20 protein-coding genes are annotated in these 18497 nt (G+C 64.7%); 11 read left to right on the top strand and 9 right to left on the bottom strand.

All coding sequences use genetic code 11. The features are described from left to right. Nucleotides 1-94: 94 nt before the first annotated feature. The gene (locus tag OHQ90_RS23935; RefSeq protein WP_328401019.1) at nucleotides 95-679 is read left to right on the top strand and encodes a TetR/AcrR family transcriptional regulator; all 585 of its coding nucleotides are present in this window, start codon (nucleotides 95-97) and stop codon (nucleotides 677-679) included. A 613-nt stretch (nucleotides 680-1292) separates the two neighbouring features. Here OHQ90_RS23935 and OHQ90_RS39515 read toward each other — a convergent pair. Beyond that, entirely contained in the window at nucleotides 1293-1691 is a 399-nt protein-coding gene (locus OHQ90_RS39515; protein ID WP_442941164.1) for a GFA family protein, read from the bottom strand. Between OHQ90_RS39515 and OHQ90_RS39510 the strand changes: the two genes are divergently transcribed. Continuing rightward, nucleotides 1679-2179 carry a GFA family protein gene (locus tag OHQ90_RS39510; RefSeq protein ID WP_442941163.1) on the top strand — a complete coding sequence of 167 codons (501 nt, stop codon included), beginning with the start codon at nucleotides 1679-1681 and terminating at the stop codon, nucleotides 2177-2179. The two genes, OHQ90_RS39515 and OHQ90_RS39510, sit on opposite strands and share 13 nt — an antisense overlap. A 242-nt stretch (nucleotides 2180-2421) precedes the next feature. Here the strand turns inward: OHQ90_RS39510 and OHQ90_RS23920 are convergent, their stop codons facing one another. After that, nucleotides 2422-3030, bottom strand: coding sequence for a hypothetical protein (locus OHQ90_RS23920; RefSeq protein WP_328401017.1), 609 nt, complete (start codon nucleotides 3028-3030; stop codon nucleotides 2422-2424). A gap of 457 nt (nucleotides 3031-3487) precedes the next feature. Beyond that, nucleotides 3488-4752 (bottom strand): IS3 family transposase gene (locus OHQ90_RS23915; RefSeq protein WP_442941159.1). Its coding sequence is split into 2 segments (ribosomal slippage): nucleotides 3488-4434 and nucleotides 4434-4752, totalling 1266 coding nucleotides; the frame shifts between segments, so codons are not numbered across the junction. Nucleotides 4753-4903: 151 nt separating this feature from the next. Here OHQ90_RS23915 and OHQ90_RS23910 point away from each other — a divergent pair. Both OHQ90_RS23910 and OHQ90_RS23905 read left to right on the top strand, forming a co-directional pair. After that, nucleotides 4904-5362, top strand: coding sequence for an ISL3 family transposase (locus OHQ90_RS23910; RefSeq protein ID WP_442941491.1), 459 nt, complete (start codon nucleotides 4904-4906; stop codon nucleotides 5360-5362). A gap of 324 nt (nucleotides 5363-5686) precedes the next feature. Then, nucleotides 5687-6658 carry a hypothetical protein gene (locus OHQ90_RS23905; protein ID WP_328401013.1) on the top strand — a complete coding sequence of 324 codons (972 nt, stop codon included), beginning with the start codon at nucleotides 5687-5689 and terminating at the stop codon, nucleotides 6656-6658. A 396-nt stretch (nucleotides 6659-7054) separates the two neighbouring features. On the opposite strand, the gene OHQ90_RS23900 is transcribed toward OHQ90_RS23905, so the two are convergent. Then, nucleotides 7055-7357, bottom strand: a complete 303-nt coding sequence (locus OHQ90_RS23900) for a hypothetical protein (protein ID WP_328401011.1) — start codon at nucleotides 7355-7357, stop codon at nucleotides 7055-7057. Nucleotides 7358-7822: 465 nt separating this feature from the next. Here OHQ90_RS23900 and OHQ90_RS23895 point away from each other — a divergent pair, with 465 nt between their 5' ends. The 4 genes from OHQ90_RS23895 to OHQ90_RS23880 all read left to right on the top strand — a co-directional run bounded on the left by OHQ90_RS23895 (nucleotide 7823) and on the right by OHQ90_RS23880 (nucleotide 9220). Beyond that, a complete protein-coding gene (locus OHQ90_RS23895; RefSeq protein WP_328401009.1) occupies nucleotides 7823-7990 on the top strand; it encodes a hypothetical protein in 168 nt (55 codons plus the stop codon). 237 nt (nucleotides 7991-8227) lie between these two features. Next, nucleotides 8228-8692 (top strand): hypothetical protein, encoded by a 465-nt coding sequence (locus OHQ90_RS23890; RefSeq protein ID WP_328401007.1) that lies wholly within the window; start codon nucleotides 8228-8230, stop codon nucleotides 8690-8692. Beyond that, a complete protein-coding gene (locus OHQ90_RS23885; RefSeq protein WP_328401005.1) occupies nucleotides 8689-9006 on the top strand; it encodes a transcriptional regulator in 318 nt (105 codons plus the stop codon). Before OHQ90_RS23890 ends, OHQ90_RS23885 begins: the two co-directional genes overlap by 4 nt. A gap of 61 nt (nucleotides 9007-9067) precedes the next feature. Beyond that, nucleotides 9068-9220 carry a hypothetical protein gene (locus OHQ90_RS23880; RefSeq protein ID WP_328401003.1) on the top strand — a complete coding sequence of 51 codons (153 nt, stop codon included), beginning with the start codon at nucleotides 9068-9070 and terminating at the stop codon, nucleotides 9218-9220. Nucleotides 9221-9598: 378 nt separating this feature from the next. On the opposite strand, the gene OHQ90_RS23875 is transcribed toward OHQ90_RS23880, so the two are convergent. After that, nucleotides 9599-10945 (bottom strand): IS110 family transposase, encoded by a 1347-nt coding sequence (locus tag OHQ90_RS23875; RefSeq protein WP_328401001.1) that lies wholly within the window; start codon nucleotides 10943-10945, stop codon nucleotides 9599-9601. Between the two features lie 421 nt (nucleotides 10946-11366). On the opposite strand from OHQ90_RS23875, the gene OHQ90_RS23870 reads away from it, so the two are divergent. After that, nucleotides 11367-12209 (top strand): hypothetical protein, encoded by an 843-nt coding sequence (locus OHQ90_RS23870; protein ID WP_328400999.1) that lies wholly within the window; start codon nucleotides 11367-11369, stop codon nucleotides 12207-12209. A 136-nt stretch (nucleotides 12210-12345) separates the two neighbouring features. On the opposite strand, the gene OHQ90_RS23865 is transcribed toward OHQ90_RS23870, so the two are convergent. Beyond that, on the bottom strand, nucleotides 12346-13509 hold the full coding sequence (locus OHQ90_RS23865) for an IS110 family transposase (RefSeq protein ID WP_328400997.1): 1164 nt from the start codon (nucleotides 13507-13509) through the stop codon (nucleotides 12346-12348). Nucleotides 13510-14159: 650 nt separating this feature from the next. Here OHQ90_RS23865 and OHQ90_RS23860 point away from each other — a divergent pair. After that, nucleotides 14160-14858, top strand: coding sequence for a DUF6461 domain-containing protein (locus tag OHQ90_RS23860; RefSeq protein WP_328400995.1), 699 nt, complete (start codon nucleotides 14160-14162; stop codon nucleotides 14856-14858). 349 nt (nucleotides 14859-15207) lie between these two features. On the opposite strand, the gene OHQ90_RS23855 is transcribed toward OHQ90_RS23860, so the two are convergent. Then, nucleotides 15208-15597, bottom strand: coding sequence for a hypothetical protein (locus OHQ90_RS23855; RefSeq protein WP_328400993.1), 390 nt, complete (start codon nucleotides 15595-15597; stop codon nucleotides 15208-15210). A gap of 253 nt (nucleotides 15598-15850) precedes the next feature. Beyond that, nucleotides 15851-17464: an ISL3 family transposase gene (locus OHQ90_RS23850; protein ID WP_442941490.1), complete on the bottom strand. Its 1614-nt coding sequence runs from the start codon at nucleotides 17462-17464 to the stop codon at nucleotides 15851-15853. 85 nt (nucleotides 17465-17549) lie between these two features. Here OHQ90_RS23850 and OHQ90_RS23845 point away from each other — a divergent pair, with 85 nt between their 5' ends. Continuing rightward, nucleotides 17550-17963, top strand: coding sequence for a hypothetical protein (locus OHQ90_RS23845; RefSeq protein ID WP_328400989.1), 414 nt, complete (start codon nucleotides 17550-17552; stop codon nucleotides 17961-17963). Between the two features lie 288 nt (nucleotides 17964-18251). Here OHQ90_RS23845 and OHQ90_RS23840 read toward each other — a convergent pair whose 3' ends face one another. Further along, nucleotides 18252-18476 (bottom strand): hypothetical protein, encoded by a 225-nt coding sequence (locus OHQ90_RS23840; RefSeq protein ID WP_328400987.1) that lies wholly within the window; start codon nucleotides 18474-18476, stop codon nucleotides 18252-18254. Nucleotides 18477-18497: the final 21 nt, after the last annotated feature.

The raw sequence follows: 18497 nt of genomic DNA, 5'->3' as shown, positions 1-18497 counted from the left end.
GTGAACCATGCGCGCAAGGGTTCGAGCGGATTGAATTATGATCGTACTAGCATGGGTGACGGGCTGACACGGCCCGCGAGTGGAGGAGCACGTGATGCGGTACGCAAAAGAGCACAAGCTGGCGACAAAGCAACGGATCATCGAGACGGCCGGCCGCCGGTTCAAGCGCGATGGCATCGACGGCTCCGGTGTCGCCACGCTCATGAAGGACGCGGGCCTGACCAACGGCGCCTTCTACGCCCATTTCGAGTCCAAACAGGACCTGGTCGCCACCGCGGTCTCCGAGCAACTGCGCGGCCAGCGAGAGTGGCTCACCTCGTTCGAACCCGGTCTCGCCGGGATCGAACTGATGGTGCGCACCTACCTCTCACCCGAACATCGCGACAACCCCGAGGACGGCTGCCCGTCCGCCGCCCTACTCGACGAGATAAGCCGGTGCTCGGATCCGACCAAACAGGCCTACACCGACAGCGTTCTCGGGATCATCGACGACATCGCCGCCCGGCTGGCGCCACGCGATCCGCGGTCCGCTCGGGTCAAGGTGCTCAGCGTCTACGCCCTGATGGTCGGGACCCTGCAGCTCGCCCGCACCCTCGCCGACCGACGGCTCGCCGACGATGTGATGGAGCAAGGCATCCGCAACGCCCTGGCAGCGCTGGACGCCGGACCGGAACGCTGAGCCACCTGTGTACGGCTGCGATTGGATGTTCCGTGCCGCAGACGCCCCCGGCGACCTGGCCGCCGCCCTCGAAGGGTGCCGCCACGTACTCGAAACGATCACCCGAAACAGCGCTCGATCCCCGCCGAGGGCTGACTCCCACCGCCGAACCGCGCATTGTCGCGGCGGTGCACGCGGACCGAGCCGAAGGCGTCCGACATCAGGTCGGGTAGCGCTCACCGCCGGAAAGCTGGATGCGTTTCATCCAGGCGGGCGCCCACCAGCAGTCGTCGCCGAGCAGTTTCATGATGGCGGGGACGAGCAGCATGCGCAGTCATCCCCGATCGCCGGATGATCGACCACTACCTGCGCGCCGTCACCGCCGCACCGGCCCTGCTGTGCGACCCCGACACATACTGGTTCATTATCTGCGGTAGATCCCTAGCGTGACTTTTCTCGAAGATGGACCGATGGCGTCGGCCAGCGACAGGGAACCGTTTGTTGCACAACGTATCTCGGCATCAAAGGGCCGCCCGCGGGCGCTAAGCGTGACTTTTCGCGCTACTGGCCCTCGTGGGCCGGGACGGCCGCGCGGGACGGGCACAGGCGTGTCCGTCCCGCGCGCGGCTCCAGGTCATCCCAGCGGGGGCAGCCACGAGACCGCGTTGTGAGCAAAGCTCTGCTTGACCGGCACCAGGTCGGCGTGATCGTCCAACGCCATTATCGTGACCCCGACCAGACCGGCCTCGTCGCCTTTGGACGCCATGGTCGATCCGCAGGAGGGGCAGAACCCGCGGCAGATCTGCGGGAACGTCTCGAACCAGGTCGGCTCCCCACCTGGACCGGTCCACTCGAATCCTTCTTCCGGGAAAGACACCCATGACATCACCGGCGCACCTGAAAGCCGCTGGCAGTGCACACACGAGCACAAATGCGGAAAATCCGGGTCGCCGGTCGCGGAAAACCGAATATTGCCGCAGAGACAGCCGCCGTTCACATCGCTCCTTATTGTTAGGCACCATGCGTCGTTCATCCGAGGCCCACGCGCTGTCGGTCCACGGCGCCGATGCTCGGCACCGAAAGCCCTTCGCCGTCAACGGCACCGAGCAGGCACCGCCACTCTGTCACACAGTCGACGGCGAGTCCGCTTGCATGGTGCAGAGAAGCGGCAACATCAGGTACCAAGCATCGGGCAACCTGTCGTTTCCCCACCTTTGTAGTTGTACACATTGCCAGAAATTGTCTGGTGCACCGGTGATGTCGTGGGTCGACTTCCCCCGTGAAGGGTTCGAGTGGACCGGGCCCGGCGGGGAACCGGTCTGGTACAACACCTTCCCCGATTCCCAGCGTGGCTTCTGCGGTGTTTGCGGGAGTTCCGTGGGTGCCCAGGACGACGGTGACGCGAAGCTGGTCGGTGTGACAATGATGAGCCTCGACGACCACACGGGTTTGGTGCCCGAGCGGCAAAGCTTCCGCCCCAACGCCGTTCCCTGGCCTCCGATCGTCGGTGCGCAGGACTGATCAATTCCACTCTGATGATGCGCACCCTGAAAAGATCCAGACCTGCCTGACCTCACGATCGGATTTGGAATCCGCTGCGGCCGTTTTGAACCGCGCACTATGCGGCAGATTAGTGCGTTTGGTGTAATTTCAGCGAGTTTCGCAAAACGAAGCACGTCACCCCCGATGGAGACTCGACCCTCGAGTTACCGTGCCGAAGCCGCCCCGGGTATAGCTGTTGACCATGTTCGCGGGTTCAGCTGTCACAGCCGCTTGGACCAGTCACCACGAGAGCGATAGCTACGGCCATCGCCGACCTGCGTCATCCCGCCGGGAACAACGTCCCTATAGTACGGATACTGCTCCGTCACCGCGGCCAGCACGAACTCGAGGAAGCCGCCCTCGAACAGGTCCCACATCAGCATCGAGTCGAACTTGGCGGCGACTGGCCACCGGTCCGGGTCCGGGCCACGCATCAGCCAGAAGAAGTGGTCGGAGTTCCAGTTGTTGCCCCACTTCAGAAGCCCGCCCTCGGCCGGGAACAGCGGATACGGACACTCGTCGTAGTCCCCGCCCTCGTAGGCCTGGGCCAGCATGGCGCAGTATGCGTAGGGATACGTCGTTTCAGAGAGGAATCCCTCGAAACCGGGCGGCGCCCCGATCCGGGAACTGGGCGCCGTCGAGGGCGTACAGATGTGCAGCTCGTTGCTGATGCTCACCATCCCGTACCGGTCGACGAACGCCCGATAGTCCGCTGGTAGCTGGAACCCGATCGCCTCGGGCCCGAGCTCCCACGGAACCGGAACCACTCCACCCGCGGGTGGCGGCCCGATCACCGAACCGAGCCGGTCCAGCATTTCCTCGATATCCATGTCCGCTCCCATCAGCGGTCCATTCTCGCTTGAGGCAATCCATTTCCCAGAGCTGGAAACCCCGGGGTCGGGTCCCGCATGCCCTGATAACAGCTCGCTCATCGGCAGAATAGTGCGTTCAGCACGCGCACGATTTCGGACCATGCCACGTTGAGCGCGATCCGAGACGGCGATCGGCGGCGCTCGCCAACCACGCTCACAAGGTCAGACTTCTGATTCGACATCCATCCAGGTTCACCGATGTTGCCACCTGAACAGCGACCCGGGCATGCGCTCTAGCGCTGAACAGAAGCACTTGACAGGGAAACTTGTAGTTGTCCACACTGTCAAAAGCTGTCCGGTGGCCCGGTGATGTCGTGGGTCGACTTCCCCCGCGACGGTTTCAAATGGACCGGCCCAGGCGGAGAGCCGGTCTGGTACAACACATTCCCTGAACCGCCCCGGCGAGTCCGGAGACTTACGGGTGTGACAGCTCAGCGGTTTGCTGGGCTGGTTGTTGACAGTAGTAGGCGGTCTCCATCGCGGCAGGCGGCATGTCACCGCAGTGTTGATAGAGCCGCCGGTGATTGAACCAATCCACCCATTCGGCGGTGGCCAACTCGACGTGATCGACCGTGCGCCAGGGGCCGCGTGGTTTGATCAGTTCGGTCTTGTAGAGACCGTTGATCGTCTCGGCGAGCGCGTTGTCATAGGAGGATCCGACCGCTCCGACCGAGGGGTGGATCCCGGCGTCGGCGAGTCGTTCACTGAGCGCAATAGATGCGTATCGCGACCCCCTATCCGTATGGTGCACAACGTCTTTCACATCCCAGCCGTCGCGTTCGCGCGTCCAGATGGCGTGCTCGATCGCGTCGAGCACCAATGCGGTGGTCATCGACGTTCCGGTGCGCCAGCCCAGGATGCGTCGGGCATAGGCATCGACAACGAACGCGACATACACCCACCCCGACCACGTCCGGACATAGGTTATGTCGGCCACCCACAACCGATTCGGTGCCGTGGGCGCGAATCTTCGTTGCACCAGATCCGCCGGCCGCGGCGCGGCCGGATCGGCGATCGTGGTGCGTTTGACCCGCCCCCGCACCGCCCCACGCAGTCCCAGCTCGCGCATCAACCGCTCCACGGTGCAGCGGGCGACCCGGATCCGTTCCCGATTGAGTTGCAGCCACACCTTTCTCGCGCCGTAGACACCGTAGTTCTGCGTGTGCACCCGTGTGATCTCTACTTTCAGTTCCTCGTCGCGCTGCTCCCGTGCGGTCGGGATCCGGTTGCGGTGTTCGTAATAGGTCGATGGGGCGATTTCGACGCCTAACTCGGTGAGCACGGCGCAGATCGACTCGACACCCCATCGCAGGCCACCGTTCTCACGATGGCCCTGATATTCGCTGATGTATTTGACGGTCAGCGCTGTGGCCGGTCCAGTTCGGCCGCGAAGAAAATCGACGCAGATTTCAGAATTGCGTTGGCGCGCTTGAGTTCTGCGTTCTCCCGCCGCAGTCGTTTCAACTCGGCGGACTCGTCGGTGGTGATGCCCGGGCGGGCACCGGTGTCGATTTGGCCTTGCCGCACCCATTTGCGGACCGTTTCCGGTGTCCCGACACCCAGCAGCTCGGCGACCGCACGCATAGCCGCCCATTCCGACTCGTGCTGCTCCCGAACCTCGGCATACATCCGCACGGCCCGCTCGCGCAGCTCGGCCGGGTACTTCTTCCTCGACGACACAGCTCCATCCTTCACAGAAGATGAAGTCCCCGGACTCACCGGGGGGATTCAGTTCGCCTGTGGCGCCATAGGTTCCGTGGATGTGTTCGATGACGATGCTGTTCGCGTCGATTCAGAGATCAAAGCCCTCGGCTACCAAGGCAGCGAGAGGATGGTGCGCAACTACCTGCACCCCTTCCGCGCCCTCGCGCATATCCCGGCCCCGCCACGCAAACCGCCGGCGGTCCGGAAGGTCGTCGGCTGGATCATGACCAACCCCGCCGCCCTTGTTCCCGAGCACCAGGAAAGTCTCGATCGGGTCCTGGCGATCAGTCCGGAACTTGCCGCTCTCACCGGGCACGTCCGCGCCTTCGCAGAGATCATGGGCGAGCGGCGCGGTCGAGATCTCGAGCGGTGGATGGTCGCCGTCGACTCCGACGATCAACCGGCACTGCACTCGTTCGTCCGAGGACTGCGCCGCGACCAGGACGCAGTCACCGCGGGCCTAACCATGGCATGGAGTAGCGGAACGGTCGAAGGGCACGTCAACCGCATCAAGATGCTCAAACGGCAAATGTTCGGCCGAGCGAATACCGACCTCCTCCGAAAGCGAATCCTGTTGAGCGAGTGAACAACCCGGGATCCGCAATCACCAAATTTGTGCCAGATCCCCAAACGTGACCCTTTTCTTCCGGGTCAACCGTGACCCGGCCCCCTCAGTGAACGTCCGGTAATGCCGATGAGCGAGCTGCTATCACAGCGTGCGGGACCTGACTCCGGGATTTCCAGCTCTGGGAAATGGATGGCTTGCGGCAAGAATGGACCGCTGATGACAGTGGACATGGATGTCGTGGAACCTCCGCGGGAAGGGCAAACGTTCGGGATGGTTCACTCGGTCACATACGAATACGATAATCCGTCCTATCCGTGGTTCTCCGGTCCCAAGGCGGGCGCGATGACGCAGGCGCTGCAGGATGGGCTGCCCGGTGATGTCGAGATCGCCTTCGCCCCGGTAACGCGCTCGCTGGTGTTCCAGCCGATCCTCGGCGATGCCACGCAGAACAAGGGATTCGGCGGATGGACCAGGGCGAACGCCACGCTGCTGCGCAGTGACCGAGAGGGCGCGCTGTCGGTGACCGTGCGCCAAGCCACCAAGCCGATTCCACCGTGCGTCGCAGGTGAACTCGACGAACGGCGCCACCTTCCCGATGGCACGATCGTCGATACCGATGACACCTGGTATGAGATCAACGGGGTTCGCACCCTTACGCGCGACGCCACCGCTTATCTGCCCGACGGATCCGTCGCCCACGCGAACGCCACCGATCAAGCCGCTGAGGGCAGCGGCCGTCTCCGAGCCGTCCCCTTGGCCATCGATGAACTCGTCGCGCTCGTGACCGATCCCGAACTACGCATCAGCGCGCCGGTTCCGCCCGGAACGTCGAGCCCGCCCGAGGTCTGCCTGCCCTTCTCGAAATCCGGCGCGGTGATCGATCAGGCCCAGGCTCGTCGATGGGATGCGGTGCTGGCGCAGATCCCGCTCGACGGTGTGACCCTGGACCGGCCATTGGGGGCGCTGCTGCAAGGAGAGAGGGGCGGCGGCGTGTGCCAGGCGGTTCAAGTAACCACGCACGGCCGGCAATCGCGGTTGGCCATCGTGATCAGCACCGAGCAACCCCTGCTGCAGGAGCCCGATACTTCCTCTTACGGCGGCGCGAGGCGGCGGCTGCCGGACGGGACTGTGGTCGAGACCCACGAAGAGCGAAGTGCGGCGCTGGCGTCCACGCCGCGAACTGACCGTACGGTCACCGTCACCCGCCCGTCCGGGACACAGATCGAAATCTCCTTCGCCGGCGCCCCCGCCGAGCTTCTGCCGTTAGCGCTGCTCGAGGAGATCGCCCTGAATCCGGGACTCGACGTGTCGTGATGAGAACGATCCGTGCTGACTTCAGTCAGCGCGAGTGCGCGATAATGCCGCGACCCGCGCGGTCCGGAGCTGCCAGGCGTGGGTTCGCGAAAGATCAACGGGCAGAGTTCATCTCGGCTTCAGCAACACACCATATTGCCGATGAGCGCGCACTTCGACCAGGCGGCTGTCCGAGAATCGGTCGGCTCATCTTGTCGGACGGGTTGTCTGTTCGACACGTTTAATCGACAGCGTCTGGCACGACGGCGCAGGGGATTCGCTGGTTGGGTCGGTGTGCAACAACCGAACGATTCTCGACACGAGGCGCGGGCGGCGGTTCCCATGCTCGTCCGCGCGGACCGGACACAACGGATACACCGGCAGCGGCCAGTCCGACCCAAGAGACGCGTTACGGGCTTACGGTCGTGGGACAGCGTCGAATGTGACCGTCATGTCGGCCGTGTAGAGGCCATTACGGGCCGCGACTATCGGGATCGGCGTTGCCGGTTCAGCAGCGCCAGCCGTGTACGTGGCAAGCAGGTTGCCGGCCCCATCGGTGACCGGGAGAAGCGTCGGGACGACGCGCCCACCGGTGAGCACCAATTCGGGCACGCCATCGGTGTATCGAACCGACAACGCGCCCACATCCTCCGGCGCCACCTCTGTTGCCGGGATCACGATCAGTTCGGCGCCTGTCAGTTCGGATTGCGACTCAGTCATATCCAGTCCTCCCGTGGCCCTTGAACGTTGGCGAGCGCAGTTCACCCGCCAAAGACAGTCTGATGCCTATATCCGGCGGCTGTCTCGATTACGACCGCAACGGAGGTGGGCGCGCCGGGGCACCTGCATAGGCAGGACCGCCGCGAATCGATCGGTTCTTGAACACCTACCCAGGGCGGCCGGAATCGCCCGTCCAGTCCCGCCAGAGCGCTGCGACGAGCATCCCGCCCAACCAACGTCCGCACATGGCTCCCCTCTCGTGTCAAGACGTGGGTTCCAGGTCGGGGCTATTCTGGTTGGCGGTAAGTCCGGGTTGTGGCTTGTCCGAAGTGCCGGTATGCGGGGTTGAGCCGGTCGCGCTGGAGTCAGTAGTCGCCCCCGATTGCCCTCCCGGGCTTGCCGTTTCCCGTCTGCGCTAGTCGTCGAGCATGCCTGCTTAGACGACGTTGGAGAGGCGCCGTTTCAGTGCCCGCATCGCAGAAACTGATTGACAGCGCGCCGGGACATGTCGCACATGTGCGCCGACTCGTGTTCGACCCGCTGACCACCGTGCAGCGCCGCCAGCTCCGCGCCGCACTTTCCGGCATCGCGGAGACGGTGCGGCGGGAGGCGGCCGGTGGTCCCACCGGGTAAGCGCGCTCACCCGCCCGCTCGGCGCAGCCTTCGCTGCACGGCGCGGCCCGATGCGACGCAGGGTTCAAGTTTGTCGAATACTGCCGAGGCGGGCATTCGACGCTGCCGAATAGATAGCTGCGCCGCCCTTCGACAGTCCTGATCGCGATCATTCCGGGCGGCAGGTCGACCCTCGACCCTTGACTTTCCCAGTAGGAAAGTGGAGACTCACTTTCCTACTGGGAAAGTGAGTTCACCATGGAAAACGTCGCTCCGGATCAGGCAAGCGCCGCGCTGGACACGGTCGAGCGGGCGCGCCGCCGTGTGGCCGAGGAGGTCGGGCTGCCGCGCGGATACTGGTGGGCAATGGCCGCCGGCTGGGTCGTGCTCGGCGCGATCGGGGACCTCGGGCCGCAATGGCTGATCATCGCCGCGACACTGATCTTCGGCGCCGGGCACTCGTTCGTCGCCTCGCGGCTGCTCAACGGGCGTCGCCGCACCGATCAGGTGCAGGTCAGCGCGGCCGTGGCCGGACGCCGCACCCCGATCGTGGTTGTGGGCATGCTGTTCGCGCTCGTCGCCCTCACCATCGGCCTGGCGATGGCTCTGGACGCGGACGGCGACCGCAACCCCGGAATCTGGGCGGGAGTGCTGGTGGCGGCGATCATCGGCTTCGGCGGCCCGGAAATCCTTCGCGTCCTGCGGCATTGGTTGCGCGCGTGACGCAGGCCCGCTTCGACGAACTCATCCACCCGAGCACGCGTCTCTCGCTGGTCGCGACACTCGCAGCCGCCGACTGGGCCGAGTTCGCCTTCCTCAAAGACCACCTGGGGCTGTCGGATTCGGCCCTGTCCAAGCAGCTCGCCACCCTCGAAGACGCCGGTTATATCGCCACCGAACGCCGCCTGGACGGCAGCCGCCGCAAGGTCCGTGCCCGGCTGACCGAGCACGGAAGGGCAGCCTTCACCGGCCATATCGCCGCCCTACAGGAAATCGTCGCCGCAGCGACACCCGCGGACCCGGCCACAACGTCCTGATTCGAAACCTCGGCGGAGGCCGCTGATCGCTTCGAATCGCCCTACCTAACAGGAGCTCGACATGGGAATCTTCCGCAAGACCAAACGTGACCCCGAACAGCCGCCCCAGCAGCAGCCTGCAGCGACGCCGCCCCGGCCCGACCAGGAAGCCAAGCGCCGCCGCCGGCGTCGCCTGCTGGGCGGCGCGTACACCGGCGGCTGGAGCGGGAGCTGACCGCGCCGCGCTGGATCTGCGGCCCAGCCTGCGCTACTGAACGCGCCGCCCTGAATCAGGTTGCCGTGCAAGCCGACCGAAGCAGGAACTACACGTTCTCGAGGGCCTGTTCGATCTGCTCGGCAGATTCCTCGCGGCCCGCGAAAGCACTTTGTGGAACGTCCGCACATCAGCGTAAGTGGTTTTGTGTCAAGCGGTTCGGTCGGTGCCTCGCCCGTCGTCGTCCCTGCATAGCGGTAATGGGGTTGAGCCCGGCAGCGTGTAATCGGGTTGAGGTGACGACGGACGGGGCTGCCCGTGATGTGCGTCGAGATCACGGTGTGTCTCTATGCCGCGTGGGGCTCGCCCTGACCGACCCTTCGGTGGTCGCCGTAATGTTCAGGCGGCCACCGGGATTGGGGGTCGTGTGTCGTGGGTTGCGGTCTGTGGATCCCAGCGTTGGCCGGTGGTGATGACGGCGTGGAGGTGGCGCAGGATCGTCGCGGCGATAGCGGCTTGGGTTTGGGTAGGGGTGAGTTTGTTGGTTTCGCGCCCGGTCAGGTGCTGGTAGCGGGCGGCATAAACAGGGTTGGCGCGTTGGGCGCCCCACACGGCTCGCCAGGCGGCTAGGCGCAGGCTGGGTCGGCCTTGGCCGGTGAGTTTGGTGCGGCCGGTGAACGCGCCGGAGAGTTTCTCTCGTGGTGCCAGCCCGGCGTGTTTGACCAGCGCTCGGGCCGTCGCGAAGCGGGTGGGGTCGCCGGTTTCGGCCAGGATCGCCGCCGCCCCCACGCCGGAGAGCCCGGTGATGGAGGTGACCAGGTCGGTGAGTCGAAGATCGTTGAGCACGTTGATCATTCGAGTCTCGGTGTCGGTGAGTCGTCGTTGGTTTTCGGCCCAGTCGCCCAGCAGTAGTTGTACTCGTTCCAGCGCGCCGCGCCGGTGCGCGATCACTCCGGCCGGATCGCCGAGGGCGGTGAACAGGTTTCGAGTGATGCGCAGCGATGGCTTCTGACCGCCTCGGCGGGTGATCTCGCGGCGCACCGCATGCTCGAAGCGGGTCGAGCCGAGGCGGCGAGTGCGCGTGAGGTCGCCGTTGTCGCGGTCGCAGATCACGCTCATCGCCGCGACCCAGGTGCGGGACCGAAACGGTTGTCGCGCGGTATCGAGTGCGGCCGGCCATACGCATTCCAGCAGTGAGCGCAGCTGCTGGATTTGGCTGACCATATCGACAAGTAACTGCTCGCGGCGAGCACCCAGATGCCGCAGCCTGCCCCAGGTCTCATCGACAGGTTCGGGGATATAGCAGCGCAACTGCGCGGTCAACCGGGCGATCAGCACCGCGTCTTTCTCATCGGTTTTGTCGCAGGTCAAATCCTCAGCACGGCGCGACCACGAAGTCATAGACGGCTGGACACACACAAACGCCATGCCACGATCGGCGGCCAGCTGTCCCAACACCCGCCACCGATGTCCGGTCGGCTCACACGCCACTGTCACACCCGCGAACCCCGCCGCGGTTGCGCGTTGGCCAGCCCAGTCCAACGCAACCCCTAGGTCCCACGCACGGCATCGGAATATTTTGCGGGCCAATACTTTCGAGTCGTGATCGGTCACCACGACCATTTGTTTGCGGTCGGCCAGATCGATCCCGACGATGGCATTGTTGACCGGGACCAGCGCTCGAAGCCGCGCCAAACGAGCGTTTCGGTTGCGATCACCCCGCGACAAACCATTACCGTTACCCATGAACGTCCTCCTCCTGCGATGGGACACCAAGCCCGACAAGCGCATCAGGAGGACGTTCACCCGTCCACACCGCAGCGCAGAACGTCTTTCTATGCCGCATATCGGGCGTTCGATCAGGGACAAACGTTGGCCAACAGTTGATCTCGCGATCGCGCGCTCATGCCGATGTCCGAGCAGCCAGAGCCGTCGATAGACGGAGCCCGTGCGGCTCGCGGGTTCGCCCGTGACGACAGATTGGTCAACCTCCGGGAGCTGATTGTGCGGATCGGCGAGCACGCTGGGCCGCCACCGCAGCAGGGCCGAGGCCGAGGATGGGACCGGTCGGCGAGTGTGGATTCGGGAGGTGACGCCGGTCTGCTGCTCGAGTGTGGCGAATCCATTTGCGATCACCTGCTGCCGAATGCCGTGCCAACATCGAGGTATGACGCAAATCCCTGGAGGCAGAACACCTTTCGACGACATCTATGACCAGCCGGACCCGCGGGGGTTCTTCGGCGGTCTCGGCCGGTTCGACTACCAGACCCCGCAGCATGCCCAACGGGTATACCGCCGTCTGGCCGCGGCACGCGCACGATCGGGACCGGTGACGGTGCTGGACCTGTGCTGCTCGTACGGCATCAATGCGGCGTTGCTCAACCACCACCTGACCCTCGCCGACCTGTACGCCCGCTATACCTGCCCGGGGGTGGCCGCGCTGGACACGGCCGAACTGATCGAGTCCGACAAAGACTTCTACGCCGCTCGTCGCCGTGATGATGCCGTGCCGGTGGTCGGGCTGGATATCGCCGCTCCGGCGATCGACTACGCGCTGGCCGTGGGTCTGCTCGACGCCGGCTTCTCCGAGAATCTGGAGACCGACACCGCTTCCGCGGCCCTGCTGCGCGCGGCCGGAGCCGCCGGTTTGATCACCGTGACCGGTGGCGCGAGCTTCCTGACCGCCCGCACCATCCACCAGTTGCTGTACGCCGCAAAGGAGCCGGTGTGGGTCGCCGCGTTCGTGCTGCGCACCGGCTCCTACCAGCCCATCGCCGACGCTCTGGCCGAGCATGGGTTGGTCACCGAGGTCGATTCGGAACGCACGGTCGTTCAACGTCGATTCACCGATCCCGACGAACAGCGCTACGCCGTCGCGGCCGTCGCCGCGACCGGCGCCGACCCCACGGGAAAGGAGACCGAGGGCTACTACCATGCCGCATTGCATCTGTCCCGGCCTCGGGACCGGACCGTGCCCTACGCCGGCCTCGCCGGGCCCGAAACCAGCTGAGCGATGCCTGGATACCACGCGAGACTCACACACCCGCGGCATCCGCTCACGCCGCTGGCGCGCACCGAAGCCCGGCTGCGGCCTGCGCTCAGGGTCGACTCACCAGCGAACGCGCGCACATGGCTCCCCTCTCGTGTCAAGGCGCGGATTGGAGCTCGGGGCTATTCTGGTTGGTGGTGAGTCCGGGTTGTGGCTTGTCCGAAGGGCCGGTGTGCGGGGTCAAGCCGGTCGCGCTGGAGTCAGTAGTCGCCCCCGATTGCCCTCCCGGGCTTGCCGTTTCCCGACGTTGCTGGTCGGCGAGCATGCGTGCGTAGACGACATTCGACAGGCGTCGTTTCAATGCCCGCATCGATTCCATCGACGTCTTGCCCCCGGCCCTGCGGCGATCGAAGTAGGTGCGCCCCGCGCTGGGACGGCGTAGTTGAACGACGGCCATGATGTGCAAGACCCGGTTGATCTTCCGGTTCCCGGCGCGGGAGAGCCGATGTCGTTGCTGCTGACCAGAGGAAGCGTCCAACGGTGCAGTGCCGTTCCAGGACGCGAACCGATTCCGGTCCCGGAATCGGTGGATGTCACCGACATCGGCGAGCAGCCGAGCCGCGCCGGCCGGACCGATCCCGTTCAGATCGACCAGAGTGGATCCATGCTCGGCGACGAGCTGGCGCAGTTCTTTGTCTGCGGCCTTGATCTTGCGATCGATCGTTTCCAACTCGCCGATCAACTCCACGACCAGGCGGCGCCGGACCTTGCCCGCCGGATCGCGGGGCTTCACGGTCGCAACCAGTTTGCGGGCTTGGGTCGCGGTCAGGAACTTCTTTGCCCCACCAGGCAGCAGTTCCAGCAGCAACCGGTGCAGCCGGTTGACGGTGTCGGTGCGAGCACGGCCGAGCTCGTCGCGGCGATCGGCGAGCATGCCCAACGCGATCAGCTCCGAATCCGCTTGCACGCGGCGCAGATCCGGTGACCGCAACGCCGCCAACGCCACCGAGTGCGCATCGACGGGGTCGGTTTTGCGGCCGTTGCCGGTCGCGAACACTCGAATCTGTGCCGAGAGTTTTGCCGGCACGTCGATCACGGTTTCCCCGTCGTGGACCAGGCGGTGGGCGAGGTGTCGGCCGATGCCGTTGCAGCCCTCGATCGCCCACACCCGATCCACATATTTCATTGCTGTGGTGAGCATTTCGGCGTAGCCGGCGTTGTCGGTGCCGTATCGGCCTGTGGCCAGTATCGTGCTGGTGGGGTCGATGATCTCGATCGTGGCTGAGCGTTTGTGCGGGTCCATTCCGATGATGACTGTCACCAGTGGGTCCTTCCGGTGTCGGCGTGTGAGGTCCGTGCGGGAAGGCACCGCTACTTCGAGCTGGGCAAACCCCTCTTCAGCCATTCCCGGCACGGCACCCGGTGAGACGCAAGCCATGTGAGAGCCACACCAATGAGGCAGGTGGGCAGCCGATTAGGGAGCTTCTCACCGGGTACCTGGACCCGATCCTGGCCGGGATCAGGCCCTGGCACCAGTGTTAAGTAGCCGATTACCGCGCAGGCAGAGGTGGTCGCTCCCTGTCCCGAGACGCACGCGTCACATGAGTGACATCTTCATCGATCTGACCTCCAGCGTCCGGACCAATACCTTTGAGGGGCGATCGTGCAACCCCGGGGACATCCGGTTCGAAGTAGGCCGAGTGGCGTCAGTGCCGCGCGGCCCCTGCCGCTGCCCGGGGTGCGCGTGAAGCCGTCGACGACGCCGCCGCCATTCATCCGCGCGGCGGTGTCCAGCGACAATCCTGCGGAAGCTAGGGCTCGACGGAGGACACAAATCGCGACAGAACGGGTACGGGCCGTCGGCCTCTACGCCAAGGCAAAGCCGTAATGAGCGCGGTGTCTCGAATTGTCCTCTGGCGAAGGAAGAAACGAGGCCGCCGATTGTCGGTAACACCTGCCATCATGCACGGTATGGCGACTTCCGACCCGTTGGCCCCATTCCAGTGGCTCATCGATCACAACGGCAATGACCGCTGGCCGGGCGAGATCTTCACCGTAGCCTTCTTCCGCGGGCTCGACCCGTCGGAGGTGGTGTGCCGCTTCAGCCGCGGCGAGGACCACGGCCAGGAATCGGGCTTCGATGGGCTTATAAAGCAGGCCAGCGAGTTCTCCTTCAAAACCGACGGAGGATCCGAGGGTGACACCGTGGGTGTTTTGCAGGCCGGTGAGTGGAGCGTGGCCATCGAGCCGTTCGGGTGGATGGCCACGCTCCCCGATGTCCTGGCCGAATTGTCGCGTGATTGTGAGGTACTGGCCATCACTCGGCACGCCTACGCCGAAGACAGCTTCGCGTACGCGATCGACGGCACGCTTGTCACGGGCTACAAACCCTTGGAGTGCCCCCACATTCGATACGGCTCCGAGCCCGACCGGCTCAATGGGTTCATGCGGGAACTCGGCATGACGCTGGACATGCGGGACGACGCGCATGACTGGGACGACGGGGATGACGGGGATGACGGCGACGACTACTTTGCTGCCTTGCCGAGAGCTTTCGCCTTGGCCGCGAAGCTCACCCAGGTGCGGTTCATACCGGAAATGCTCGATCGTGCGATGCTCATCGGGCCTGTCGCGTACAGGTGGTCGGCCGGTAGTCGCAGCGACAAGTAAAGAATCTCAGAACCATGGCGGATCAGCCACGTCACCGCCACTCATTCTGAGATCCCGTCACGTCGTGGCGGTCAGGTCGTCCACGCCCTCGAACATCACCGTCTTCTCGATCAGTGTGGCCGTCTTGCCGTCGGTCAAGGGAACTGAATCTCAACCAAGGGAAGGCAACCGTCCTCTTCCCATCGGATTACGTTGGCCTTCAAAGCTTTCACGGTCAGATGCTCTCACGAGGCCGTGAGTATCCACTGGATGCCAACGCACTGTCATGCCGCTGCGAGCGCTGCCCGAACCCGCCCGCCGGTCCGCCGCCGGCCTACGCCGCGCATGCCGACAAGCTCACCCCGTCGTCTCATCGAGTGTTGTGGCCGATCCGCCGACGCGCTTCCCGTACCAGCAGGCTCACGAAGAACATCTCGTCAGGATCGGATGCGTCCAGGCACGCCCAGTACTCGAGCCTCTGCGCAATTCCTGGCGCTTCTGTGGCCTCCCAAACCGCGACCAGAGCGTCGACCAACGGCTCGGTTCGTTCGGGCAGATCGTCCTCCGCCGATTCGAGGACCAGATCCAGCAACCAGAAGCTCAGCTCCCAATCCGCCTTGTTCGCGAGCAACAGATCAACGAATTCATCGAGCCGTGCCGGATCGGATACCTCGATAGGCCAGTCCTGCATCCAATCTTCGTGCGCTATGTTCGCCTGCTGCGCCACCCGCGACGCCGAATCCCCACCTGGGTAGATCATGCAGCTGAAGGTAGATGGCGTGGCGATCGTTGGCGATCGAGTTAGCACTCCGTGGGATTCCCGACCGCGAAGGCGCTTGGACATTAGGCGTCAACGGTCGCGGGTAGACCGACGTTTGGTGCGATGTCTGACAACGAACATCCGCACATCAGCGTAAGTCGTTTTGTGTCAAGCGGTTCGGTCGGTGCCCTTTGTCAACTCCGGTTGAATCGTGGATCTGGCACGAACTTCGTGATTTTTTCGGGCGGGTTGCTCAGTCGCTCAACAGGATTCGTTTCCGGAGGAGGTCCGGTTTTGCTCGCCCGAACATCTGGCGCTTGATCATCTTGATCCGGTTGACGTGCCCTTCGACTGGCCCGCTGCTCCAGGGCAGCGTCAAGCCGGCGGTGACGGCGTCCTGGTCGCGGCGCAGGCCACGGACGAACGAATGCAGAGCGGGTAGGTCGTCGGCTTCGACGGCGGCGATCCATCGCTCCAGCTCCCGACCACGTAACTGACCCATCATCGTTGCGAAGGCCCGGACATGTCCGACCAGGGCAGTGAGTTCGGGGCTCACGGAGAGGATCGCATCGAGCCGCTGCTGATCGTCGGAGTCGAGGCCGGCTGGGTCGCTCATGATCCAGCCGACGACGCGACGGACCGACGGCTTCTTGCGGACTGTGCGGGGAATGTAGCCGGCCGCACGGAATGGCTGCAGGTAGTTGAGCAGGATCTTCGCGCCGCCACAGTAGCCGAGGTCCCGGATTTCGCGGAACAGCTGAGTTGCGTTGGTGCAGCCTTCGTTCCATCGCCGATGCAGGTAGGGCTTGAACTCCTCCAACAGACTCCGACGCCGCCCGGTGCCGTTGTTGACCAGCAACTCCTCGACGGTGGCGGCGCGGGCGAAGCGGCGAACGGTTCCCCGGGCGAGACCGAGCTGGACACCGATGGCCCGGAGGCTCACGCCGTCGGCGAGGAGCGCGTGGACCGCGCCATGGCGTTCGCGAGTTCGGATGGCAGTCTTGTCCGTCCTGCTCGTCGGTCGCTCGCAGACGGCAGACATCGGCTGCTCGATACCGACATCCTCTCGGTCCATGATCGCTGGCTCGATGTCGGAATCCCCTTCGTTCGCCGTGTCCAGGCAATCTCGGTATCGGGCCACCGTGCGCTCGACCGCTTCACCGAGGTTGTGCCAGATGTGCCATCGATCCGCGACCTGCACGGCGTCGGGTGCTCCGGCCGCCACGCCGTCGGCATAGGCGCCGGCCCGGTCACGGCAGACGATCTCGACACCGGGATGGACCCGCAACCAGTCAGCCAGTGTGTTGGCAGTGCGGTCGCCGAGCACGTCGACCGGGCGCCTGGTCTCGATGTCGATCAGGATCGTGCCGTAGTGATGTCCCCGGCGCAGCGCGAAGTCATCGACGCCGAGCACGCGAGGCGTTCCTCGGTCCGGATCGGGCAGTGCCCGGATCTGCCGCAGCAGCGTCATCCGGCTGACCGTGGCGGCCAGATGCCGTGTCAGCCGAGCGCCCGGGCGGCCTCCCAGTGCCAGCGCGACCGCACACAACAGGCGCTGCAGCATGGTTGTACGTCGGGCATGCCGAGCGGCCAGGCCCGGCACCTGCTCGGCGAAAGTCCTTCTGCCGCAGTCGGAGTTATCGCAGAACAACCGACGTACACGCAGCCCGATCAGCACCTCCCGACCGGTGATCGCCGTGTCGGACAACCGTCGCTCGTAGCGACTGTGGACCCGGTATGACAACGTGCCGCAGCCGGGACAGGCAGCAGGCTGGTCTCGAGTGCTGACATTAATCCGCATCCGGCGCCCGACCGCGTGCACGCCATCGATCTCCAGGCCGTCCAGGTGCGGGAACAGGACCCTCAGCGGTCCAAGATCAGAACACCGGCACCATCATCGATCATTAAGTGCCCGTTCGCACTTCGACAACTCATCGGAGAGCATCAGTTCCATGGACCCCGCTTTCGTCACCGGTGAGCCGAATCGACTGTTCGTGCGATTCCAGTCGGCAGCACCGAATCGGCACGGTCGCTACCCTGGCGTCTTCGCCTTGGTCAACGGCTTGTCCTGGTCAGGGCGTCTCACTGACCAGCAGGAACAGTTTCGCCAACGCCAAAATGCCTGGTACCAAGCGAATCTGATCGATCCAGCACAAGCACATCCGTCCATCTACGACCGGCGTCGTCACCCGGGTGCTACCGCCTGGTTCAAGGCGTCGGCCACCCAGCTGATTGCAGGCGTCAGTGGCTACTTGGCAATCCTGGACGCCCACGGCACCGGATGGGTCCGCCTGGACTCCAATTCACTTGGACAGATCATCTACAACGATCAACACCAGGTCATCGCCATGCCCGCGGATCCATGATCACAAACCCGTGCTGAGCCCGCGATACTGCATTGACCGACCGCACGGCGTGAGGTGGCTGGACCGGCTGAAGATCACGCAAAGTGGGACAGATCCAGTCTTCAGACGGAAGCGACAGCCCTTGGCTGTCGTCGTCCCGGCATAGCGGTAATGGGATTGGTTCCCGGCAGCGTGTAATCGGGTTGTGTGACGACAGGTCGGGGCTGCCCATGATGTGCGACGAGATCAGCGTGTGTCTCGATGCCGCGTAGGGCTCGCCCCGACCGACTCGCTCGATGGTTCGCCTGGTCAGGCGGCGTTGGAGATCGTGGCGGTGCTTGTTGTTGTGGTTCCGTGGGTGGCGATGTGTGGGTTCCAGGGTTGGCGGGTGGTGACCACGGCGTGGAGTTGGCGCAGGATCGCCGCGGCGATCACGGCCTGAGCCTGGGTAGGAGTGAGCCGGTTCGTCTCTCGGGTGGTCAGATGCTGATAGCGGGCGGCATAGACCGGGTTGGCGCGTTGGGTGCCCCACACGCCTCGCCAGGCAGCTAGTGC

Origin of the sequence: Nocardia sp. NBC_00403 (genome assembly GCF_036046055.1) — a bacterium.
GTDB lineage: Bacteria > Actinomycetota > Actinomycetes > Mycobacteriales > Mycobacteriaceae > Nocardia.
This window is presented reverse-complemented; position numbering and strand designations above follow the sequence as displayed.